The organism is Pseudomonas sp. 5Vm1k (genome assembly GCF_056161485.1).
On record NZ_JBSPCZ010000002.1, the window covers coordinates 531,012 to 552,815 of the forward strand.

The window sequence follows — 21,804 nt, forward strand, 5'->3', positions numbered from 1 at the left end:
CTTGTCAGGCCTTCACGCAGATGGGATACAGGCACCATCACGCCGGAAAATCGGCCGCACCTGCACACTGTTCAACGGAGACTCGCCATGTCCGCCCCCTACCTTTATCGCCCGATGACCGACGCCGATCTGACCGCCGCCCATGCCTTGTCGGTGCAGTTGAAATGGCCCCATCGGCTGGACGACTGGGCGATGGTGTTGCGCATCAGCGATGGCTTTGTCGCGCTGGATGGCGAGCGTCTGATCGGTACGGCGTTCGCCTGCCCTCAAGGGGATTTCGCCACCATTGGGCTGGTGATTGTCAGTGACGACTATCAGGGCAAGGGCATCGGTCGCAAGTTGATGGAACTGGCGCTTGAGGCGTGCCAGTCACGCACACCGATTTTAAACGCGACCCTCGCCGGCGCGCCGCTGTACGTCAGCCAGGGTTTTGTCGAGTTTGGTCGGGTTCAGCAACATCAGGGCCTGGTGCAACCCCCTGCCCCTACGCCGCTGGCCGAGGGTGAAACCTGTCGGCCGCTGCGTAACGCTGATCAGGCGCGGGTGCTGGAACTGGCCAACGGCGGGACCGGGCTGGATCGCCGAGCAGTGATGACCGATTTGTTCGATGTCATCGAGTCTTCGGTAGGCATCGAGCGCGACGGCCAGTTGCGCAGCTTCGCCATGCTCCGCCCCTACGGCCGGGGGCGAGGTATCGGCCCGGTGGTTGCCGAAAATCTTGAGCAGGCCCAACACCTGATCGCAGAGTTGCTGGCCCAGGTGCCGGAAACCTTCGTGCGCATCGACATCCCGGCGGATTGCGGTTTGAGCGACTGGCTGGAAAGCGCTGGCCTGAAGCAGGTCGATACCGTGGCGCAAATGGCCCGTGGCACGCCACCGCAAGCGGCCAACGGCATCTCCCAGTTCGCTTTGGTCACCCAGGCCATCGGCTGATCACAACCACACCTTTATTGTCTGGAGCGTCACCCGTATGTCCCAACCTACCATTCTGCTGTTGGCGCGCGCCGACGGCAGCCGCGTTGTCACGCCTTTCAAAACGCTGGCACTGAGTGCGGCCGATCCGTTTATCGATACTCGCCACCTCGCTTGGTCCGGTGTCGATGGCGTGTCTGCAGGCATCGTCGAAACCGGAGACGTGTTTGATCTCGATGATTTTCCGCACACCGAAGTGCTGGTAGTCCACGCCGGTCACGTAGTACTGAAAACCCCTGAGCAGACGCTGGAACTGGGGGTTGGCGCCAGCGCGGTGATCGGTCGCGGCACGACGCTGCGAATCGAGGCGCACCCCGGCACACAGTGGGCATTTTGTGCCATGAAAACCGAGGTGCCGACACCCGGCCTGACCTTGATTGACCCGCTGGCAATGCTCTCGCCTTCAGCAGCGCCGGAGCCGCAAATACTGATCGGCCCGACACCGCAATGTCGGTCGCGCAATGCCTTCGAAGACGCGGCAACCGATCTGCGCGTAGGCGTCTGGGATTCGACGCCTTACGAACGCCATGGCCGAGCGCACAAGCTCAATGAGCTGATGCACTTGATTGAAGGCAGCGTGACCCTGCTCGCACCGGATGGATCAAGCGTAACGGTCAACACCGGCGACACGGTGTTCGTGCCGCAAGGAGCGCCGTGTGCGTGGAAAAGCACGCGGTATGTGCGCAAGGTGTATGCGGTTAAATAGCGGTATGCGCCAGTAAACACTGCACCAATGCATCGAAGACCACTTTGCAGCGCGGGCTGTTGCGCAGGTCTTCATGCATGGTGACCCAGGCGTCCAGCTGGAAGTTGAAGTGTTCGGGCAATACCCGCACCAGGTTGGCATCGCGCCTGGCCAGCGGCGACTGGCAAAACCCGATGCCGGCGCCTGCCCGGATCAAGGCGAGCTGAGCCAGGTCGCTGTCAGAACGCAGTGAAAGCGCTTCGCGGGTCCATCCCGGCACCTGCTTGCTCGCTGCACGCAAGAACGGCGTTTCAGTATCGAAACCAATCAACGTGTGCCGCGCCAGATCCGCCGGCCGCTCAGGCGTGCCCTGCCGGTGCAGATAATCAGCCTGCGCGTAGAGCCCGATCCCGACGTGACCGACACCGCGCGCGATGAGCTGTTCCTGTTTCGGCGGGGTCATGCGCACCGCAATGTCGGCCTCCCGTTGCAACAAGTCCTGCACGCGGTTGCTGGCGACCACTTCAATGATCAGTTGCGGATGCGCCTGCCGTAGCTGCGCCAACGCGGGTGGCAGTACCTCCACAGCAATCACTTCGCTGGCCGTAATGCGCACCGTGCCGCCAGTGGTTTGCCCATGCCCGGCCATCGCCCGCTCCAGGGCGGCCGCGTTGCTGCTCATGGCCTCGGCATAACTGCGTAGGGTCAATGCCGCCTCGGTGGGCATCAACCCGGTTCTTGAACGGGTGAACAGCGTTTGTTTGAACGACGCTTCCAGCTCGGCAATGTGCCGGCCCACGGTGGGCTGGGTAATGCCCAACGCACGCGCGGCAGCGGACAGCGAGCCGTGGCTCAGCACCGCCAGAAAGCTTCGATAGAGTTCCCAGCCAATCGATTTAGTCATACATAAATGTATAGCTAGTCGTGGATATTCAGCAATTTCTTTCATCCTGTCTGCGGCACGAGAATGACTTCTCAATTTGGGAGAAGCGGCTATGGCGCACAGCAATAAGGTTTTGGTACTGGGAGCCACCGGAGGCATCGGCGGTGAAGTGGCACGCCAATTGCGCGATGCGGGATGGCAAGTCCAGGCTCTGCAGCGCGGGCTCAGCCAAAGCAGCGAAACCCGCGAGGGCATTCTCTACCTACGGGGCGATGCGCTGAACCGCGAGGACGTGATGCACGCCGCCCGGGGTTGCAGTGTGCTGATCCATGGGGTCAATCCGCCCGGCTATCGCCGCTGGAATGAATGGGTGCTGCCGATGATGGACAACTCCATCGCGGCGGCCCGGCAGGAAGGCGCCACCATTGTGTTGCCAGGCACGGTCTACAACTTTGGCCCGGATGCCTTCCCGCTGTTGACCGAGGATTCACCTCAGCACCCGCAGACCCGCAAAGGCCTGATCCGCGTTGAACTGGAACAACGCTTGCTCACCGCAACGCAGCAAGGCGCGCGGGCAATTGTGCTACGAGCCGGGGATTTTTTTGGTCCACGGGCCGGCAACAGTTGGTTTTCCCAAGGGATGATCAAGCCCGGGCAAGCGGTGAAGCGCATTCAGTTGCCGAGCGATCCCGGCGTGGGCCATCAGTGGGCCTATTTGCCGGACGCCGCGCAGACCATCGTGCAATTGCTGAATGTTCGGGAAAACCTGACGCCCTTCTCGTCCTTCCACATGGCCGGGCATTGGGACGCGGATGGCACCCGGATTGCCGCCGCCATCGCCCGATGCGTCGAACGACATGGCGGCCAGGCGAAAGTGCGTGCATTCCCCTGGTGGCTGGCGCGTCTCGTCTCGCCGTTCGTGACCACCCTGCGCGAACTGCTGGAGATGCGTTACCTGTGGCAGCAGCCGCTGCGCATGGACAACAGTCGTTTGCTGGCGGTGCTCGGGAGTGAACCGCACACGCCGCTGGAGCACGCAGTCGAAGCGACCCTGGCAGGGTTGGGATGCCTTTCGCAACTCAAGCGTTGAAGCAACAAACAGCTATTGCTTTGGGCGATACTCGGCGCACCTCTCATAGGATTTGAAAGTGAGCGCCGACTATATGAATCACAAACAAAACACCTTGATCCTCTGCGGATTGCTCGCCCTGCCCTGGGGCGTGCACGCACAGGAAACGCCTTCGCATCTGGACAGCGTCATCCAGCAGGGCCAGCTAACGGTCTGCACCACCGGCGATTACAAACCCTACACCTACAAAAACGAAAACGGCGAGTACGAAGGCATCGACATTGCGATGGCCCGCTCACTGGCTGACAGCCTGGGGGCCAAGGTGCAATGGGTGCAAACCACCTGGAAAACCCTGATGCCCGATCTGCTCGCGGGCAAATGTGACATCGCGATGGGCGGCATCTCCGTAACGCTGGAGCGGCAGAAAAAGGCGTTCTTCAGCAGCACCCTCGACGTCGACGGCAAGGTGCCGTTGGTGCGCTGCGAAGATCAGTCGCGCTACCAGACCATCGAACAGATCAACCAGCCAACGGTGCGGTTGATCGAACCGGCTGGCGGCACCAATGAAGCGTTTGTGCATGCCTTCCTGCCCAAGGCGCAGCTAATGCTTCACGATAATGTGACGCTGTTCCAGGCGCTGCTGGACAAAAAAGCCGACGTGATGATCACCGATGCGTCCGAGGCGTTGTACCAGCAAAAACTCAAACCGGGGCTGTGTGCCGTCAACCCGAGCCAGTACTTCCAGTACGGCGAAAAAGCCTATCTACTGCCGCGCGACGACATCACCTGGAAACAGTACGTCGATCAGTGGCTGCACCTGAGCAAGGTCACCGGTAACTATCAGAAAATTGTCGGCGAATGGCTGGCGACACCTGGACGATAGCGCTGGCCTGCAACCGCAGCCTCTGCAGCCTCACCTGATCGAACTGGCGGTCAGGACATGCGCAAGCGCCGTCCGTGCCTTGCGCCTTCCAAGCGCTGATATTCGCGCAAAGTTATTCAGCAACTCAAGAGGTGATATCTAATTGATATCACTTCTTGGCATTCTTAGATGATCAGAGAAAAATGTCGACCTGTTCAAAAAAGCAGACATTTGTTGCAACGAATTACAAATTCAATACAAAAAAAACGAACTAAAATAAGCGGCCCATCCTTGCGCCCTAAAAAGAGGCAATCATTGTGTTGATCACTATGATAGGCGCACTGATAATACTCATAGAACACTATGGAATAATCTTATAAGTCAATTTCAATGCTCAAAAATGTGAACCTTGCACAGTTTATACGCAAATTTTCGCGTATCCGCCCCCTTATGGCGCCCTCTACTGGACATCATACATCTCCCTCTATTGAATCCATTGCCTAGTGCAGCCGTGGAAAAGTCAACCCACAGATCCCCCGGTAGCCCGAGAGGCTACGTATCAAACTAGTCGCCTATCACAAAAACAAGCGAGATACAGCTTCTGCAAGTAGCTATGTCGTTGAACAGCATGAAATTGATCACGGCGAAATGATCAATTTCAGGCCTCAGACAGCGGAAGCGATTGTTATAAAACGTCAGATAACTCCAGTATTTTGTGTATTAAGATTGCGACGCCAGCACATATGAGTCATTAGCATGATGAATACGGATAGCAAGATCAAAAGTAACCAAAAGAGCATTATTGCCATTGGGAACTCCTGGAGTTCGACGGGTACGTTAGAACCGTTGATCGTAACAAACCCTCTACACAACTCTACATTAGATCGCACTAACGCCTTTAAAAGTGATGTTCAAGGCGACGCACCTGACGCCCTATTAATAGAGGTCGCCACCCCTGCCGATCTTGATGATAGCCTGACGCTCATCAGAAAGTTGCGCGAGAACAATGCCGGGTTAATTATCGTCACCAACATTAACTATAGCGCTCCTCACGCCAAGATTGAATGTTACCAGGCGGGTGCCGATCATTGTATTTCTGTCTCCAACGACCCGAACAAAAAAGAACAACTGGTCTCTGCTTTTCTCAATAGCCCTGAATGGAGTTCCTCAGTCAAGTTAACCCTGGACTCCACATGCCTGCATGTCTGCGACGAAAACCTAATACTTGATCTTGCTTATCAGGAAGTAAAAGTACTGGACGCACTGATTAATGCGCAAGGCCATATCTTGCACCATGACAGCATTGCCGAATCCATGGGGCTTAATATAAAGCTCTACGACTCACGCGTCCTCGAAAAGTCCATCAGTCGACTCAGAAACAAAATAAAGACACATTTCGGCATCAACACAATTTACAGCGTTAGAGGCTATGGCTACCGACTGTTACGAGGGGTCATGTCGGTCAAATAGCATACGGGGAACTCTCAAAGGAGCTAAGTCATGGAACCGAGCAAGCAACACGCCATTCAAGAAAGTTTTACTTTAAGTTTTTTCAGGCAATCGATACTCAATAGAAACAATGATTTGTTTGGTAGTGAGTTCTATGCCAAGGCCGTAAAACATCACGCACACCTTAATGCCTATCAACCACGGCGCGACAATCATCCGCTGGTTCTTTATCGCGAAGTACTGGCGCGCATCCGGTTAAATACCGTCCCGCAATCGACGCCCCATCCAGAAGCATTGGCCAATAATCCAAACAGAAAATTTGTAACGATGAGCCACTCCGCTTTACTGGATAACGCCTTGATCAAGGAGATGAACAGCATTCAAGCGACATTGAAGGCCCACGAACAACAATTAGTGCCCAGCATTCAGGTGGGATCGTTCAGGGCAAACAACCTAAAAGAAAAAAGAACCATTATCAGTCACATTCATTTGTTGAAGGATAACGGGGTCGAAATTGCGTTCGAGGGGTATGACTTGAGCGATGACAGCGCCGAGTCTCTGATCAGCCTGGACTTTTTCGACTATGTGAAAGTTGATCTGACAAAATCAAACTTTGACATCATGGTCGACAACAGTCAGGACTTTTTCAACCGATCCTATGACTGCCTGAGCAGCATGATCCATAACAGCAAAATCAAATTCATCGCGGACCGCGTGGAGCATAGAGCTCTCCATACGCTGGCCCGGAGCATGCCATTCGACTTTTTCCAAGGTCGCTACTACTCACCCACCGAAATTATTTAATCCGCATCCATTTCACCTATCTAGGAAGGAGCCTTAATTGTGAATACCCCCAGCAATAACTTTCTGATCTTCACCCGCGATCAACTTGCACGACAAGCCATCGAGTCTCTTCTCGCACAGCGCTTGTGTTCCCACTTTGAAATCGAGTCTGGAAAACTCAGCAGCGAACAGATCAGAAAAAAACGCTTCAGTCATATATTGCTCGACCAGGCTGACATATCCTTGAACGATGTCAGCTTCATTCGGAAAAATCAGAAAGATGCGGAAATCATCTTGATCACGCTCAACTCGGAACACTCCGAACTTAACCACTTCTCGCATTTCGGAATAGACCGCTTTCTGAAAAAGCCGTTGGCCGATGAAGAGTTCATCTCGGCAGTAAGCCGCAGTAAAGAACTACTGAACAACCCGGAGACCTGGTGGTTCAATGGTGACGAACGCACATTGATCAAAGACGATATCACTATTGCTCTTACCGGCACGGAAGCCTTGATGCTCACACAACTGGTACTCAACGACCGGCGTGTTCTGAGCAAAACCGATCTCATCTTGCGTATTGAAAAAGATCCCGAACGCTACAGCGGCCTCGAAATGTGCTTGAGCCGTTTGCAAACTAAGTTCAAAAACGCGGCGAATGGCGCACGGCTCTTACGCTCAGTCAGAAATCGCGGCTATTGCCTGGCACAAAGGATTCGAGTAGCCCACTGATTGCTGACGTCGCAACTACAAAAATAACAATATATGCGACACCTCATCTGCATCGACACGCCGTACGTTTTAATACCTGCCTCCTCGCCACGATTGCACTGTCATGCGCAATACAGTGGTGCACGCCATTTCCTCATGTTGCTCCATACCCCCACTGCCAAACCCATACATAGCGGTCGAAATTTTATAGCTTTTTTTTGACCGCCCGCCTATTAGAACTGTACGACGTTTTATAACTGCCCGAGCAAGAGTGCACCCGTTATAAATCGTCTGATACCCGAAAAGAGTAAGGGATTAGTATAAAACCGGCCACTAAGAAACGTGCCAGCCGACATCAAACAAAACAACAAAACTACCCGACTCGTTCTTTCAGGCCCGCCGTTATACACGCCTATCAATACACATTGATGGCGGTGTATTGGCTCTTTGTGCGTGGCTGCCAGTTATTAACCGTCGACTCGAATACAACGTGGCGCACGCCCGAGGGATACCGCTATGGAACATCATCGTATTAATCGCAACAGCATCACCAAAGGACTTACATTCTGGGGACAATGGGCAATTGCAATCACGTCGGTCAATGCGCTGCTATTTGCCCTCGCCTTTTATCAAACCGGTGAAGTCGAGGCCCACTACCGTGTGCTTGCGGTGCTCACCTTCCTGGGTTCGGTGCCTTCCTACTCGCTGCTGCAGGTCTATCACAAACGCCACGGCTACCTCACCGGATTGGGACGCCTGCTGCTCGGCTGGTTGCTGACGTTAACCGGGTTGACGAGCATCGGATTTCTCAGCAAAACCAGTGAGCTGTTTTCCCGGGAGGTCATCCTGATCTGGGCGCTGGCCGGTTTTTGTCTGCAAGCGTTGCTGTACTTGCCGTTGCACAGCATCTCCAGGCACTACCATCGGCAGTTGCACAGCCAGAACAACACACTGATTATCGGCACCGACCCACTGGCGGTAAAACTGGCGGACAAGCTGGCGATGACTGAATATCCGCCGCTGATTGGCCTGATCAGCGCTAAACCGAACCAGCTGTCGACCAACCTCAACACACACAAAGTCGTGGGCCCGTTGGAGGAGCTGCGCGAACTCATCAGGGTTCACGATATCCGGCGGCTGTACATTGCGTTGTCGCTGAGTGAAGCCAAACAGGTCGAAGCGCTGTATATCGATCTTCTTGACTCGAACGTGGACGTCGTTTGGGTACCCGACCTGGGCAGCATGACGTTGCTCAATCACTCCATCAGCGAGGTGGATGGTTTGCCGGCCATCCATCTCAATGAAAGCCCGCTGACCAGTTACCCGACGGCGGCGCTGAGCAAGGCGCTGCTCGACAGAAGCCTGGCCGCCCTGGCACTTATCGGCTTCAGTCCGCTGCTGTTGGTGATTGCGCTCGCGGTGAAGCTATCGTCACCCGGCCCAGTCATCTTCAAACAAGAGCGTCACGGCTGGAATGGCAAGATCATCAAGGTCTGGAAGTTCCGCTCGATGCGCCTGCACGATGATCATCAGGTTCAGCAGGCCAGTCGCCAGGACACCCGTATAACGCCGATCGGGCGCTTTATACGACGCACGTCCATTGATGAGTTGCCGCAGTTTTTCAACGTTCTACAGGGGCATATGGCGTTGGTAGGGCCGCGCCCGCACGCCGTCGCCCACAACGACTACTACACAGGCAAGATCCGCGCATACATGGCACGGCACCGGATCAAACCGGGCATTACCGGCCTGGCGCAGATCAGCGGCTGCCGTGGTGAAACCGAGACGATCGACAAGATGCAGAAACGTGTGGAAATCGACCTCAACTACATCAACAACTGGTCGTTGTGGCTCGACATAAAGATTTTGATCAAGACGCCCTTCACGTTGTTTTCCAAAGACATCTATTAACAACGCCTCAGGCGCGTTCAGCGCTATCCAAGACTTGAACCCGGCTCCCAACTTCCCAACGGCGCTTCGGCGCCGTGATCCCCGCACAGGCTATTCGCCCGCAGACATTGAGAGAAGTCAGGTGGATTGCTGGAGGGGTTTACCCTGGCGGGTGAAGACAGACATAACCCCATGCACGAAGGCATCGGTGTTAGCGGTCAGGAAGGAAGTGCTGACCTGGGCGGCACAATGACTTGCATTCAAACAGACGCACCCAGCGCCTCGATATGACAAAACAAAGGGCGGGTACGGGGTAGCAACCCCGTCCCGCCCTCTTCTCAGCGCAGCCAGCGCCAAGCCAGCAGCAGCCCCGTCAACACGCCAAAACTGTTTGCCAGCATGTCGTAGGGCGATGCCGTGCGCAGCGGCAGTAAACCTTGCGCGCCCTCGATGAGCACACCGGTGAGCAAACAACCCAAGGCTAACCAACACCACTTCTGCCGCGGGAAAGCCAGGCGACTACTAAACGCAAAGACCAGGAAACCGATCCAGTGATGAAGCTTGTCCTCCTGGACGAACAGTTCCGGGATTGGCTGCGGGCGCAAACCCGCAACCAACAGAACCAGGGTGACGGCGGCAAAGGCCAGCCCGCGAAACCAGAATGGCAACTCGACCAAACGCCTGACCCATACCATCATTGCGTGATCTTCTCGAAGTTGTTGTAGAACAGGTCGCCGTCACGCCCGTCAGTCATGGTCTGCAGCGAGTAGGCGCGGTTCAGGCGCGCACCGCCATCGCGGGTCAGTGGAGCCCAGACGATATTGGCCCGACGCATCGTCGAGGTACTCATCATTTCGTCGAACGGTATGGAAATATAGATCCCTTTATCGAAACTGCCCTCGCCATAGTCTTCTTTCGACGCCGTGGTCAGCGTCACCCAGGCGCCAAACTTCACGCCGTTATTGAACTCGCGCGACAGGTCCACGGTGGTGCCCCAGTCACGCGCCAGATAACGCCCGACGCTGACGGCCGCTTTCACATCACCGGGCAGCTCTGTATAGCTGGTCACATGGCCGGTCACGGTCTGGTAATCACGCAATCCAAAGCCTTGATTGAAGTCGCGCTGGCGGACGAAGTTCAAGTCCGCGCCCACAGACCAACGCTGCCCCACAGGCCGATAAAGCACTTCGCTGCCGATCCCGGCAAACATTGATTCCAGATAGCCGCCGTAGACCATGCCATACAGGTTCTGATCCAGTTGCACCGCATGGTTGAGCTGGAATGTTGGCATCGTCACATCGGAGGTGGTCAGGTATTTGCGCAGATCGGTGCGCACGCGAGGTAGCCCGCTCGGCGCATCGTAGGTGAACTTGTCGTAGTTGTTTAACAGGTTGGCGCTGAGCATGCCGCTCAACCAGATGTCCCGGGTAAAACGGTACTGCGCATCGGCATCGGCGGTGAACTGATAGAGCAGTCCGTCAGGGCCGCCAATGTTCTGTTTGTACCCGAGGCCGAAGCCATAATTGAACGGGTCCAGCGCTTGGGTATAGAGCGTGGTTTCCTGGTGAGCCAGCGCCGGATTGACCTCAGTCGTACGGTGCAGGTCTTTGAGCGGTTGGTCATTGTTCAGCACCGCACGGAAGGTTTCGCGCGGCACGCTGGTTTCTTCTATCGACATGTCGTAACGCTGATCGACCAAGGTGAACCAGTCGATGTCCTGATTGACGCTGTTGTCGAGAATCCGGCTGGCCCGCCCCACGGCCTTGGCCGGGTAGAAGTAGCGGGACTGCTCGCCATACACCAGTAACTCCGGACCGCGCTGGGCGATGCGTTTCACTTTGTAGCCGGCATTTTGCTGCAATCGGCTGGCGACTTTGGCCCAGTTGACTTGGTCAGGCGGGGTCGATGGCACCTGCGCCGGCAAGGGTTCGGCAGGAGGGTCGTAGGTTTTGGCCGGAGCCTTGCGGCTGACGAAATTGGTGTGCAAGGTGATGCCGAACATCGCGGTATTGCCGCGCTCCCAGGCGGCACTCAGATCGACGCTGTCGGCCAACTTGTAGACCACGCCAATATTGATCGGCAGGTCTTGTTTGATCGGGTTGTCCAGCGGCTCGTTCTTGTAGTCGTTGCCCTCGTATTCGAGTTTCAGGCTCAGCGGTTCCCAGGGCGTTTGATAGGCAACCCCGCCGAACAACGAAGGGTGTCCCCTGAAGTAAGCATTGGAGTTCACACCCCCTGCCCTGGCGACAGCCGCGCTGCTCTGCGGCCGGTCATTGAACTTGCTGCCCAGTACCGCCAGCGGGTTGCTGAAATCACCCCGGTTACCCAAGTAACCCCAGGCAATACCCAGGCTGAAATCAAGGTCGGCGTAACGCTTGTTGGCGACGAAGTATTCGCTCGAAAACAATCCGGTGCCGCCGATGTCCCGGGCCCCCAGCGCGATTTGTGGGGCCCAATGAGTTTCTTCCCAAAGCCGTGCTTTCAGGTCGATGGCCTTGTCTTTGAAACTCTGATCGCCGCTCAACGCATCGGTGCCGTACTTGCGGTTAGTGATCGCGGTGTATCGAAACGAGCCTTCCAGCCAATCGAACGGCTGCAAGGAAAAACTGTAGCGCGAGTAAGGGTCGGTACGACTGGCCGTGGCGCTCAACTCCCCCGCTGGGGCCATGCGCGCGGTCGGTGTCTGCAACAGGCCGACACCGCCAAAATCATTCTGGGTGTAACGCGGTTCGCCATGAACGAATCCACAAGGCAGGAGCAAAACAGCAGCAAAACGTAGCTTCAAGGGGCCACCTCAGCCAAGGGTTGAGTGGCGAGAAACTCGGCCAATTGTTGATTGAGCTCAGGGGTTGGCGATTCCAGATCGTCACTTCTGATCGGCACCAGGATCGTGCTGCCGGGAGCAGGCACAACGCCCTCCTCACGATTCCATGCCGCCACGCCCACACGCCGTACCTGGCCGTCCGGCTGGATCAGCCACAGATAATCGCGTTCAGCGTCGCCAAGAATGGTGCAGTGTTCGGCGTAAACCCGGGCTTGCTGCATCGCGTTGTAAGGCACATGACAGGGTTGCGCGACGGCCCCCCAGACTTCCACGGTGGACGGTCGGGGCGGATAAATCAGGCGGTCGCCATCATCGAGCAACGCGTTGAGCGCGAACCCGACTTCCAGGGCAATCGGATCGAGCACCGCTACCTGGCGTCCGGTTACCGGCAGCTGCTCGACTTGCTCATACAGGCGCGCGCTCAAGGCTGCCCGCGTGTCTCGCCCATCCAGCAGGGCAACCCGCTGCAACAGTTTCAGATCGAACAGCACCCCGGCCTTCAACCGCGTCTGTTTGGCTTCCAGCGAACGGTGCAGCCATGCCGCGCCCAGCCAGTAACTTTCGGCATTGGGTTGAGTGGCACTGATGACGTCCCGCAGGCGTGCGCCGGGTGTGATGGCGACTTCACCGGGACTTCGGACATCGCCACTGACGGTGACGGCGGCCTGGCTCACGTCAGCACCGATCAAGAGCAGGCCGAGCAACAAAAGGTTTGGACACTTCACCGAACCACTCCCCGCTCAGGGCGCAACTGCACGATCTTCAGGGAAATCTGCGGCGTCAGATGCTGCTCGCTGCGCATGATGAAACCGTCTTGGGGGTCGACCCAGTAACGGTTGGTGGCATGGAAATCCAGGGCGGGTGCATCCACTTGCTCGTCGACCCGCAGCAAGGCGTAATCCTTGTCCAGAATGCTGATGCGTTCGATGTCGTGTGTGCTGAACCGGCTATTGACCGCGATACCGACGCGATAGCCCTCGTAGATATCGATCCAGCGCGTGCTGGTGTAGCCGTCGGGCAATCGCTGAAGGCCACGTTTGAACGGGGATTCGCCATTGAAGCGAGTGCCATCCAGGGCAACACCCAGCCCGACACTGCGCACCACCAGACCGTCACGCATCATCAATACTTGCTTGCCGGAGGCGACCCAGAACTCCAGGTCGCCCCGCCGGCGAGCCATGGCCATCACCCCTTCACTGCTGGTGGTGGTGACCAGAATCTGCGGATAAGGGACGGCATCGACTTGAGCACGGGTCAATTCGATCGAAGCAGGCCCGCTGGCAGACGCTTTAATCGTCTGCCAAGAGGCCGTCATCAACGGATTGCACCCACACAGCAGTAGCGCCGTCGTAAGACAGGCGCAGGTATGCAAAATTTTCACGGATTGATTAAGCCTTATCTGCTGTTGGCTTCACTGAGATCGTTGACGGAGCTGGCCCCGGTCCCGAGGACGCTGGCGGTAGGCAGAAGCTGGCTGATCAGGCGGTTCCAGCGCGTCACGCCGGCCGGGCCGACATAGACGATATCTTGCGGCTGCAGGTCGAAACGAGTGGCCAGGACCAGGGCTGAAGGTGACTCGGCATTAAGCTGGAACACCTTGGCCGGTTCGGTTTCCAGGTTATCCGCGCCCCGAATCACGTAAACCGCGTTGCCATTGGAGGTGGTCTGGTTCAAGCCACCCACCGTGCCCAGAGCATCGGAAAGGTTGATCGACTTGTTCTTGAAACTCAGCGCACGAGGCTGGTTGACCTCGCCCATGACGTAGATCCGTTTCAGATCGTTATAGGGCAAGTACAACTGGTCGCCCCCTTTCAGGTAGACCCGGTGCAACTGCGAGTCCTGGCGATTGAGCGTATCGAGATCAAGCTTGTACTCTCGACCGTCACGGGTCAGCGTCAACCCTGACAAGTCCGCATTGGAGGTGTCCACCCCGGCCGCTCCGACAGCTTCCACCACGCTGAGCGGAGTGGTAGTGATCGGCTGCTGGCCCGCTTTTACCACGGCACCGGAAATCACCACGATCTGGCTGGCGAAGCGCAATACGCTGACGTCCACCTGAGGACTTTCAACAAACTGAGACAAACGTTCGGAGATAAAGGCCCGTAACTCTTCGATGGTTTTACCCGCGGCCTGGACATTGCCGATATAGGGGTAAAACAACGTGCCGTCCGGACGAACCAGACGACCGTTGGCATCGAGTTGTTGTTGTGGCCCCGAAGGTGCCGTTAACTCGGGATGATCCCAAACCGTGATAAACAACAAGTCATTGGCGCCCACGCGATAACCACCTGGAGCATAAGACAACAACTCGGGAGGAACCGACTCGCGAACATGCAGAGCGGCGTCCATGGCAATCAACTTAGGCGTGATGGGAATAAGTTCCACCCGACTACTCTCGGGAGAACCGTCACGCGTCAATTGACCGGTATCCATATGTTGACCAGGGGAAAACATACAGCCGTGCAAGGTAATACTTGCCAGCATCACAACAGAAAACCTACGGATCATAATGGCACTACACTAGTCGAGGGCAAGTCTAAAACAAGATCACTCATACCGTTATGAGTGATCTTGAACAACGCACTTCAGAGGGGGATTACTGGGTACCCGTAGTTCCGGTAGTTCCCGTCGTACCGGTGGAACCAGCCGTCCCGCCATTGGAACTGCCACCGGAGCTGGAGACGGCTACCGCCGTGCCGATAATGGCCACGGCCGCCAGCGCGGTTTGCGCGACAGTGACTGAACCCAGCACCGGGGTGCTCAGGCTCAGCGGTTCTTCGGCCACAGGTTCTACGGCCAGTGCAGCAGTACTCAACAGAGACAGCAATCCGGCGGCAAATAGCTTCTTCATATCAGACTCCTTCTCGACATCGACCCTATACAAGTAACTAAGGGATTGTGAATTGGCGGCAGCATGCATATGAACTGACCTCCGTAGGTATAACGAGCCAGACCTTGCACTTTGCCTCCTTTGGAGCATGTCATTTATAGGTGTGACGCACCATAGACCGGCCGGCGCGATGCGGGTGTCGAAACACCTTGGCGCCGCCGGTACTTATTGATGGATATTGACGACTTTTTGCGACATCTACCGCCGAAACGAGGGTTTTCAGCGCAAAGTTTCAAATGGGCGTCATTCAGGCCTTGCGCCCATTGTTATTATTCGTCAGGAATTTTTTGACCTATTCTGCTTCAGGAGGTTTGAATAGGTGAAAGTTCCTGAAAAAACAGCGTCAAAGAATAACATTGGCGGTTCTATATAGACCGTAAATAACAATGGCCCCTATAGCGTTCAAATATCGGAGATTGTTTTTCCCGATTGTTGCAATACCACACCGGCCACTAGAACCCTCATGGTCAGTCCCCGCTCAGCAACTCGCGCAAGCGCGGATACTGCTGGTCTTTTTCCGAAAGTTGCGGCGAGTTCACAGGCCAGGCAATGTCCAGCTCCGGATCATTCCAGAGCAGGCCGCCCTCGTCCTGCGGATCGTACACATCGGTGCATTTGTACTGAAAGTCAGCCACATCACTCAGCACACAAAAACCATGGGCGTAACCCGGTGGCACCCATAGCTGGAGATGATCATCGGCGTTCAACTCAACGCCCACGTGTTCACCGCACGTTGCCGACGCCGGATTGATGTCCACGACCACGTCGTAAACCGCGCCGCGGGTTACCCGCACTAACTTGCCCTGAGGCCGACTGCGCTGGAAGTGCAAGCCACGCAATACACCCTGTTGGGAGCGCGAGTGATTGTCCTGCACGAAAGGCAGTTCAATACCGATGTCGCGATAACGCTGCTGGTGATAACTCTCAAGAAAGAATCCACGGGCATCGCCAAAGACCTTGGGCTCGATAATCAGTACGCCAGGCAATCTGGTTTTGATGACGTTCATTTCCCGGGCTCCGAAGCGAGCACCTGCGCCAGGTATTGGCCGTACCCGGTTTTGTGTAGAGCCGTGGCTTGCTTATCCAGTTGTTCAGCCGACAGCCAGCCCTGGTGGAAGGCCACTTCCTCAAGACAAGCAACTTTCAATCCCTGGCGCATTTCAATGGTCTGGACGAAATGCCCGGCCTCCATCAATGATTCATGGGTCCCGGTGTCCAGCCAGGCAAAACCACGCCCCAGTACACTGACGTGCAGATCGCCGCGTTGCAGGTAAGCATTGTTCACGTCGGTAATCTCCAGTTCGCCGCGAACCGAGGGTTTTACCTGTTTGGCAATGTTCACCACGTCGTTGTCGTAGAAGTACAAACCTGTGACCGCAAAGTTGGACTTGGGACGCGCAGGCTTCTCTTCGATCGAAATCGCCTTGCCGTTGCTGTCGAACTCGACAACACCAAAACGCTCCGGGTCGCTGACTCGATAGCCAAAAACCGTCGCGCCGCTCTGTCGCTGCGCCGCTTCGCGCAACAAGGCGCTGAAACCGTAACCGTAGAAGATGTTGTCGCCCAGAATCAGCGCGACGTTGCTGTCGCCAATAAACTGCTCACCGATAATAAAGGCTTGTGCCAAACCATCGGGGGACGGCTGTTCGGCATAACTGAGTTCAATACCGAAAGCAGAACCATCGCCCAACAGGTTGCGGAAGTTGGGCAAGTCCTGAGGGGTGGAGATAATTAATACCTCGCGAATACCCGCCAGCATTAACACCGACAACGGGTAGTAAATCATCGGCTTGTCGAAAATGGGCAGCAGTTGTTTGGATACACCGCGGGTAATGGGATGCAAACGGGTGCCGGAGCCGCCCGCGAGAATAATGCCTTTCATGGAGGGATTCCCTTCTAAACGTGTCGAAATCTGGGGCAGGTCTGCCGGTATCAAACGTTCTGGCCCAGGCGCTCTGGCCGATACTGACCATTGAGCACGCGTTGCCACCATTCGGTGTTTTGCAAATACCACTGAACGGTTTTTCGAATGCCGCTTTCAAAACTTTCCTGCGGCCGCCAACCGATTTCGCGCTCAATCTTGCCGGCATCAATGGCATATCGAAGATCATGGCCTGGTCGATCTTTAACAAAGGTGATCAGATCGCGATAACGCTCGACGCCGGCGGGCTTGTCGGGCGCCAACTCTTCGAGCAGATCGCAAAGGGTTTGCACCACCTCGATATTGGATTTCTCGTTATGCCCACCAATGTTGTAGGTTTCGCCGATCGAGCCCCTATGTAGAACTTCACACAGCGCACGCGCGTGATCCTCCACAAACAACCAGTCGCGAACCTGTAACCCGTCGCCATATACCGGCAGAGGCCTGCCGTGTATGGCATTCAGAATCACATGCGGAATCAACTTCTCGGGGAAGTGATAAGGGCCATAGTTATTCGAGCAATTGGTCACCAGCACGGGCAGACCGTAAGTCCGTTGCCAGGCCCGAACCAGATGGTCCGAACTGGCCTTGGACGCTGAATAGGGAGAACTGGGCGCGTAAGGTGTCGTTTCACTGAACAGGCTGTCGGTGCCTTCCAGGTCGCCGTAGACCTCGTCCGTGGAAATATGGTGAAAACGGAATGTCTGTTTAAGCTGCGGCGACAGCCCGTTCCAGTAGCGCCGAACCGCTTCAAGCAGCGTGTAAGTGCCTGCAATGTTGGTCTGGATAAACTCAGCGGGGCCGTCGATAGAGCGATCGACATGAGACTCCGCAGCCAGATGCATCACCGCGTCCGGGCGAAACATCGTGAAGATTTCATCCAGTGCCGGACCGTCACAGATATCGGCCTTGAAGAAGTGATAGCGCTCGGATTCGTCGACACTGGACAGCGAGTCGGGATTGCCCGCGTACGTCAGCTTGTCAACGTTCGCGACCCTGCAAGTGGTTTCATTAATCAGGTGGCGTACCACTGCTGACCCAATGAAACCGGACCCACCGGTAACGAGGATTTTTTTAAACATGAGTGGAGTTCCTGACGATGAGATAAACAACAGATCGATGTCAGACACCCGCTATTGATTAGCGGATGACCGGACTGTCATGCCCGGCCGTACTTATCTTCAAAGCGCACGATGTCGTTCTCGCCCAGATAAGAGCCAGACTGTACTTCGATCAGTTCAAGGGGAATGACCCCCGGATTTTCGAGTGCGTGCACTTGGCCGATGGGTATGTACGTAGACTGGTTTTCGGTGACCAGATAGGTGTTCTCTCCATTGGTCACTTTGGCCGTACCGCTAACGACGATCCAGTGCTCCGCGCGGTGGTGATGCATCTGCACAGACAGCTTCGCTCCCGGCTGCACAGTGATGCGTTTGACTTGATAGCGGTGGCCTTTATCTATCGAGTCATACACGCCCCACGGGCGATAGACTTCCCTGTGGTTGACGTACTCGTTGCGCTCGGATTGCTTGAGTTGCTCGACTATCTTCTTCACATCCTGCACGTGGTCCTTGTGCGCAACCAGGATCGCGTCGTTGGTTTCAACAATCACCAGGTTCTCGACACCCACCGTCGCAATCAAACGGCTATTGGAATGAACGTAGGTATTGAAGGTGTTCTCGGCAACAACATCACCCTTGAACACGTTGCCTTCAGTGTCTTTGACAAAGGTATCTGAGAGTGCGGACCAGGACCCGATATCACTCCAGCCAGCATTCATCGCGACCATGACCGCGTCGGCGGTCTGCTCCATTACCGCGTAGTCGACTGAGTCCTCGACGCACGTCGCGAACAAGGCTCGGTCAACCCGGGTAAAACTCGAATCCTGGGAGCCGTTGTTCAAGGCTTCAATGCAGACAGAGAGGATTTGCGGGCGGTATTTTTCCAGCTCCTCCAGATAACGACTGGCGCGGAACAGGAACATACCGCTGTTCCAGAAGAAGGCGTCGGTCAGCAGGTATTCCTGAGCCACCACCAGCTCGGGCTTCTCGACAAAGCGGTTCACGCGAAAACCGCCGTCGCCGATACTCTCGCCCTTCTCGATATAGCCATAGCCCGTTTCCGGGTACGCAGGGACGATGCCAAAGGTGACTAACTTGCCATCCAGGGCCAACGGGATTGCTGTCCGGATGCTGGCTTGAAACGCAGCAACATCCTTGACCATATGGTCCGCAGGCAAGATCAACAGCAACGGGTCCTCACCCTCGGCAGTCGCCTGCAACGCCGCCAACGCCACTGCCGGCGCGGTGTTACGACCTACGGGCTCCAACAATATGTTCGCGCCTTCCAAACCCAGTTTTCGCAGCTGCTCGGCGGCGAGAAAACGATGTTCTTCATTACAAACAAGTCTGGGCGTGCGTATCTCCAATCCGTCCAGCCTCTGGATAGTGGCCTGAAGTAAGGAGAGCTCAGTATCGACTAACGACAGAAATTGTTTGGGGTTCAACTGACGGGAGAGTGGCCATAGGCGCGAGCCCGTGCCTCCAGATAAAATAACCGGAATCATTTAACACCTCATCGACAAGTAAAAGTTTGGACTGGATTGAAGTGATGAATGGCTTACGAGGGCTGCCATTCAATGAAAAGTTGCTCATAGGCACTCAGTACCTTTTCCCATTTGAAACACTCGGCAAATCTCGCCGCACCGGCTTGTTTCAATGTCGCAATGGTTTGCGGGTCTCCCAGCAACTCACCCAATAACCGGGAAAGAGCCTGCTGATCAGCAAAGTACGCGGCGCCTTCACCCACTACCCAACGGTTGAATAAATTGTCGTGTGCAATGATTGCGCAGCCAGCGCCCAGCGCCTCGACCAGTGATGGGTTGGTGCCGCCGACACGATGGCCATGTAGATAGAAACGACTGAAGTAACGCAGCGCCTGAACAACTTTTGCGTCGTAGATGGCGCCTGGGAATATCACCTCATCGCTGGCCGCATCCAGCACTTTCTTATGGTACTCATTGGTATCGGGAGTGAAGTTCCCAAGAACCACCAGTTTGTGATTTCTCACCGACGAGCTGAATGCCGCGACCATTTCATAAAACGAGTTTTCCGGTTCGGGCCTCGCAATAATGATCGAGAAGTTGTTCGGCTCCAGGGCGAAAGCCGTCAATACATCGGTGGATGCCAATTTCACTTCATCTCCACCGTAGGGAATCATGGTGATCTTGTCGGCGCTGACGCGCGTCGCAAGATGCTCCTTGATCTTCGGGTGGTCAGCCACCAGATGGTTGCCGATCCAGCAACCCGCTCTTTCATTCAACCAAAACCAGGTCTTGGCAATTGCGCCCCACTTCTCCCGACGCCATTCGATACCGTCCATGTTGATGATATTGACTTGGCCTTTCAGTCGCTGAAGCAGATTGAAAATGGCCGTGTTATAGCCCAGCGTCAGAAACAGCCCGCGCTCGCTCAATGCATGCCAGACAGCCTTCAAATCAAAAATAACCGTTCCCAGCGCGCCCTCTCTGGAAACCGGTATATGAACACGACGAATACCGTTCCAGTCTGTTTCGGTGACCGCGCCACTTCCGCTGTCTTGACAGTACACCGTTACTTTCCAGCCTTTGGCTTTCAAATAGACTGCCAGTTTTTCGGCAAATGTCTCGAAGCCTCCGTGTTGTGCCGGAATGCCTCTTATCCCAAGAATCAACAAGTGCCTACTCATAGTTTTCAAACACCTTAATGTGCAGATGCGCTACACGCTTCCAATCATGTTTTTCCTGCATCGTGGTTTGGGCACGTTGCGAAATTTGTCTTGCACTGTCTGACCCCAGCGCCACGAGTATCTGTTGCGCCAAATCTTGCGGGTTATCCGTTTCAAACAAGAAACCATTGTTGTTTTCATCGACAACTTCCGCCATGGCGGGTAAACGCGAAGAGACGGTAATACAGCCATACGACATGGCCATCAGCAGTACGCCACTTTGGTAGATCTTCTTATAGGGCAGGACCACTATGTCGGCGGCGGAGTAATAAAAGTCGACATCCTCGTCCTTGATGTACCGAATATGTGGAATAACCACGTCCGATATATTTTTCGACTTTATCAAGTCTTCATAGTCTTGAAATGAGTCCTTCCACACTTTCCCTGCAATCAATAGCACGGCGTCGGGCTCAAGCTTCGAGACAGTTTCCATCGCGCTTAACAGTACATCCAACCCCTTTACTTTTTTTATCTGCCCAAAAAACAGAATGATCTTTTTGTTTTCAGGCAGTAGTAAACGCTGGCGTGAAACGACCGCCTCTTGCCGCTTCACGAACGGAAGATAATTACCATGAGGAATAACGGATATTTTGCGGTTGAGACCTTGCGCAGCAATCACGCCCTGTAACTCTTGCCGCGAAAACTCGTTATGCACAATAAATTCCTGCGGCGCTCGCAAAATAGAGGCATGGGTGCGAGTCAGCGAGTTCCCTGAAAATGATTCAACATCGTGAATAGTTGCAATGATTTTTACCCCGCTCATTTTCAACAAATTGCAGGTGATCAACTCAAGCAGCGAATATTGAAAAAAATGCAGATGACAGGTTTTTCCGCCTTTTTTCTTGATATCCACAATGGACCGCATTAGCGCGATAACAAAGCGTGCAAGCCTGACGAATTTATTGGATTTGCCGTAAACACCTTTGAAAAATTTATTGATCGTAAAATTGTCGGAGCTTTGCTCTTGCGATTCAGGGCACGTATAGAGATTGACGCGAGCGCGATTCAAAACCAGTCCTTGCCCTAGACCGGTATTGTAATAATTCATCCCGCCATGCCCGCCGACTGGTTCAATAATGAAATAACTCAAATGACCCATGAGA

General features: G+C 55.2%; 21 protein-coding genes. 8 read left to right on the forward strand and 13 right to left on the reverse strand.

Going from position 1 to position 21,804, the window contains the following annotated elements; translation table 11 throughout:
* The first annotated feature begins 87 nt into the window (after nucleotides 1–87).
* On the forward strand, nucleotides 88–933 hold the full coding sequence (locus tag ACWIKB_RS06175; RefSeq protein WP_475265795.1) for a GNAT family N-acetyltransferase: 846 nt from the start codon (nucleotides 88–90) through the stop codon (nucleotides 931–933).
* A 37-nt stretch (nucleotides 934–970) separates the two neighbouring features.
* Nucleotides 971–1,678 carry a cupin domain-containing protein gene (locus ACWIKB_RS06180; protein ID WP_475265796.1) on the forward strand — a complete coding sequence of 236 codons (708 nt, stop codon included), beginning with the start codon at nucleotides 971–973 and terminating at the stop codon, nucleotides 1,676–1,678.
* Here ACWIKB_RS06180 and ACWIKB_RS06185 read toward each other — a convergent pair.
* Complete coding sequence (locus tag ACWIKB_RS06185) at nucleotides 1,671–2,561, reverse strand: LysR family transcriptional regulator (RefSeq protein WP_475265797.1); 891 nt, start codon at nucleotides 2,559–2,561, stop codon at nucleotides 1,671–1,673. The genes ACWIKB_RS06180 and ACWIKB_RS06185 overlap by 8 nt on opposite strands.
* A 91-nt stretch (nucleotides 2,562–2,652) precedes the next feature.
* Here ACWIKB_RS06185 and ACWIKB_RS06190 point away from each other — a divergent pair, with 91 nt between their 5' ends.
* From ACWIKB_RS06190 to ACWIKB_RS06215, 6 genes are all read left to right on the forward strand, one after another.
* Entirely contained in the window at nucleotides 2,653–3,630 is a 978-nt protein-coding gene (locus tag ACWIKB_RS06190; RefSeq protein ID WP_475265798.1) for an NAD-dependent epimerase/dehydratase family protein, read from the forward strand.
* A 73-nt stretch (nucleotides 3,631–3,703) separates the two neighbouring features.
* On the forward strand, nucleotides 3,704–4,492 hold the full coding sequence (locus tag ACWIKB_RS06195; RefSeq protein ID WP_475265799.1) for a transporter substrate-binding domain-containing protein: 789 nt from the start codon (nucleotides 3,704–3,706) through the stop codon (nucleotides 4,490–4,492).
* A 735-nt stretch (nucleotides 4,493–5,227) separates the two neighbouring features.
* A complete protein-coding gene (locus ACWIKB_RS06200) occupies nucleotides 5,228–5,941 on the forward strand; it encodes a winged helix-turn-helix domain-containing protein (protein WP_475265800.1) in 714 nt (237 codons plus the stop codon).
* Between the two features lie 30 nt (nucleotides 5,942–5,971).
* The gene (locus ACWIKB_RS06205; protein ID WP_475265801.1) at nucleotides 5,972–6,724 is read left to right on the forward strand and encodes an EAL domain-containing protein; all 753 of its coding nucleotides are present in this window, start codon (nucleotides 5,972–5,974) and stop codon (nucleotides 6,722–6,724) included.
* A gap of 39 nt (nucleotides 6,725–6,763) precedes the next feature.
* Entirely contained in the window at nucleotides 6,764–7,432 is a 669-nt protein-coding gene (locus tag ACWIKB_RS06210; RefSeq protein ID WP_475265802.1) for a response regulator, read from the forward strand.
* Nucleotides 7,433–7,927: 495 nt separating this feature from the next.
* Nucleotides 7,928–9,322: an undecaprenyl-phosphate glucose phosphotransferase gene (locus ACWIKB_RS06215; RefSeq protein WP_475265803.1), complete on the forward strand. Its 1,395-nt coding sequence runs from the start codon at nucleotides 7,928–7,930 to the stop codon at nucleotides 9,320–9,322.
* A 317-nt stretch (nucleotides 9,323–9,639) separates the two neighbouring features.
* On the opposite strand, the gene ACWIKB_RS06220 is transcribed toward ACWIKB_RS06215, so the two are convergent.
* From ACWIKB_RS06220 to ACWIKB_RS06275, 12 genes are all read right to left on the reverse strand, one after another.
* Nucleotides 9,640–9,999, reverse strand: a complete 360-nt coding sequence (locus tag ACWIKB_RS06220; RefSeq protein ID WP_475265804.1) for a VanZ family protein — start codon at nucleotides 9,997–9,999, stop codon at nucleotides 9,640–9,642.
* Nucleotides 9,996–12,086, reverse strand: a complete 2,091-nt coding sequence (locus tag ACWIKB_RS06225) for a YjbH domain-containing protein (RefSeq protein ID WP_475265805.1) — start codon at nucleotides 12,084–12,086, stop codon at nucleotides 9,996–9,998. Before ACWIKB_RS06225 ends, ACWIKB_RS06220 begins: the two co-directional genes overlap by 4 nt.
* Nucleotides 12,083–12,850, reverse strand: a complete 768-nt coding sequence (locus ACWIKB_RS06230; RefSeq protein WP_475265806.1) for a capsule biosynthesis GfcC family protein — start codon at nucleotides 12,848–12,850, stop codon at nucleotides 12,083–12,085. Before ACWIKB_RS06230 ends, ACWIKB_RS06225 begins: the two co-directional genes overlap by 4 nt.
* Nucleotides 12,847–13,506: a YjbF family lipoprotein gene (locus tag ACWIKB_RS06235; protein WP_475265807.1), complete on the reverse strand. Its 660-nt coding sequence runs from the start codon at nucleotides 13,504–13,506 to the stop codon at nucleotides 12,847–12,849. The genes ACWIKB_RS06230 and ACWIKB_RS06235 overlap by 4 nt, the downstream gene beginning before the upstream one ends.
* 14 nt (nucleotides 13,507–13,520) lie before the next feature.
* Nucleotides 13,521–14,633 (reverse strand): polysaccharide biosynthesis/export family protein, encoded by a 1,113-nt coding sequence (locus ACWIKB_RS06240; RefSeq protein WP_475265808.1) that lies wholly within the window; start codon nucleotides 14,631–14,633, stop codon nucleotides 13,521–13,523.
* Nucleotides 14,634–14,721: 88 nt separating this feature from the next.
* Nucleotides 14,722–14,976 (reverse strand): hypothetical protein, encoded by a 255-nt coding sequence (locus ACWIKB_RS06245; protein WP_475265809.1) that lies wholly within the window; start codon nucleotides 14,974–14,976, stop codon nucleotides 14,722–14,724.
* 506 nt (nucleotides 14,977–15,482) lie between these two features.
* Complete coding sequence (gene rfbC / locus ACWIKB_RS06250; RefSeq protein ID WP_475265810.1) at nucleotides 15,483–16,022, reverse strand: dTDP-4-dehydrorhamnose 3,5-epimerase; 540 nt, start codon at nucleotides 16,020–16,022, stop codon at nucleotides 15,483–15,485.
* A complete protein-coding gene (gene rfbA / locus ACWIKB_RS06255) occupies nucleotides 16,019–16,897 on the reverse strand; it encodes a glucose-1-phosphate thymidylyltransferase RfbA (RefSeq protein ID WP_475265811.1) in 879 nt (292 codons plus the stop codon). The genes rfbC and rfbA overlap by 4 nt, the downstream gene beginning before the upstream one ends.
* 50 nt (nucleotides 16,898–16,947) lie before the next feature.
* Complete coding sequence (gene rfbB, locus ACWIKB_RS06260; protein ID WP_475265812.1) at nucleotides 16,948–18,018, reverse strand: dTDP-glucose 4,6-dehydratase; 1,071 nt, start codon at nucleotides 18,016–18,018, stop codon at nucleotides 16,948–16,950.
* 77 nt (nucleotides 18,019–18,095) lie between these two features.
* A complete protein-coding gene (locus tag ACWIKB_RS06265) occupies nucleotides 18,096–19,502 on the reverse strand; it encodes a mannose-1-phosphate guanylyltransferase/mannose-6-phosphate isomerase (protein ID WP_475265813.1) in 1,407 nt (468 codons plus the stop codon).
* 53 nt (nucleotides 19,503–19,555) lie between these two features.
* On the reverse strand, nucleotides 19,556–20,662 hold the full coding sequence (locus tag ACWIKB_RS06270) for a DUF1972 domain-containing protein (RefSeq protein ID WP_475265814.1): 1,107 nt from the start codon (nucleotides 20,660–20,662) through the stop codon (nucleotides 19,556–19,558).
* Nucleotides 20,655–21,800, reverse strand: coding sequence for a glycosyltransferase family 4 protein (locus tag ACWIKB_RS06275; RefSeq protein WP_475265815.1), 1,146 nt, complete (start codon nucleotides 21,798–21,800; stop codon nucleotides 20,655–20,657). Before ACWIKB_RS06275 ends, ACWIKB_RS06270 begins: the two co-directional genes overlap by 8 nt.
* Between the last annotated feature and the right edge of the window lie 4 nt (nucleotides 21,801–21,804).

Bases quoted from the DNA above. Each gene is read 5' to 3' on its own strand.
- ACWIKB_RS06175 (WP_475265795.1), top strand. From the start codon at position 88: ATGTCCGCCCCCTACCTTTATCGCCCGATGACCGACGCCGATCTGACC.
- ACWIKB_RS06180 (WP_475265796.1), top strand. From the start codon at position 971: ATGTCCCAACCTACCATTCTGCTGTTGGCGCGCGCCGACGGCAGCCGC.
- ACWIKB_RS06185 (WP_475265797.1), bottom strand. From the start codon at position 2,561: ATGACTAAATCGATTGGCTGGGAACTCTATCGAAGCTTTCTGGCGGTG.
- ACWIKB_RS06190 (WP_475265798.1), top strand. From the start codon at position 2,653: ATGGCGCACAGCAATAAGGTTTTGGTACTGGGAGCCACCGGAGGCATC.
- ACWIKB_RS06195 (WP_475265799.1), top strand. From the start codon at position 3,704: ATGAATCACAAACAAAACACCTTGATCCTCTGCGGATTGCTCGCCCTG.
- ACWIKB_RS06200 (WP_475265800.1), top strand. From the start codon at position 5,228: ATGATGAATACGGATAGCAAGATCAAAAGTAACCAAAAGAGCATTATT.
- ACWIKB_RS06205 (WP_475265801.1), top strand. From the start codon at position 5,972: ATGGAACCGAGCAAGCAACACGCCATTCAAGAAAGTTTTACTTTAAGT.
- ACWIKB_RS06215 (WP_475265803.1), top strand. From the start codon at position 7,928: ATGGAACATCATCGTATTAATCGCAACAGCATCACCAAAGGACTTACA.
- ACWIKB_RS06220 (WP_475265804.1), bottom strand. From the start codon at position 9,999: ATGATGGTATGGGTCAGGCGTTTGGTCGAGTTGCCATTCTGGTTTCGC.
- ACWIKB_RS06240 (WP_475265808.1), bottom strand. From the start codon at position 14,633: ATGATCCGTAGGTTTTCTGTTGTGATGCTGGCAAGTATTACCTTGCAC.
- ACWIKB_RS06245 (WP_475265809.1), bottom strand. From the start codon at position 14,976: ATGAAGAAGCTATTTGCCGCCGGATTGCTGTCTCTGTTGAGTACTGCT.
- rfbC (WP_475265810.1), bottom strand. From the start codon at position 16,022: ATGAACGTCATCAAAACCAGATTGCCTGGCGTACTGATTATCGAGCCC.
- rfbA (WP_475265811.1), bottom strand. From the start codon at position 16,897: ATGAAAGGCATTATTCTCGCGGGCGGCTCCGGCACCCGTTTGCATCCC.
- rfbB (WP_475265812.1), bottom strand. From the start codon at position 18,018: ATGTTTAAAAAAATCCTCGTTACCGGTGGGTCCGGTTTCATTGGGTCA.
- ACWIKB_RS06265 (WP_475265813.1), bottom strand. From the start codon at position 19,502: ATGATTCCGGTTATTTTATCTGGAGGCACGGGCTCGCGCCTATGGCCA.
- ACWIKB_RS06270 (WP_475265814.1), bottom strand. From the start codon at position 20,662: ATGAGTAGGCACTTGTTGATTCTTGGGATAAGAGGCATTCCGGCACAA.
- ACWIKB_RS06275 (WP_475265815.1), bottom strand. From the start codon at position 21,800: ATGGGTCATTTGAGTTATTTCATTATTGAACCAGTCGGCGGGCATGGC.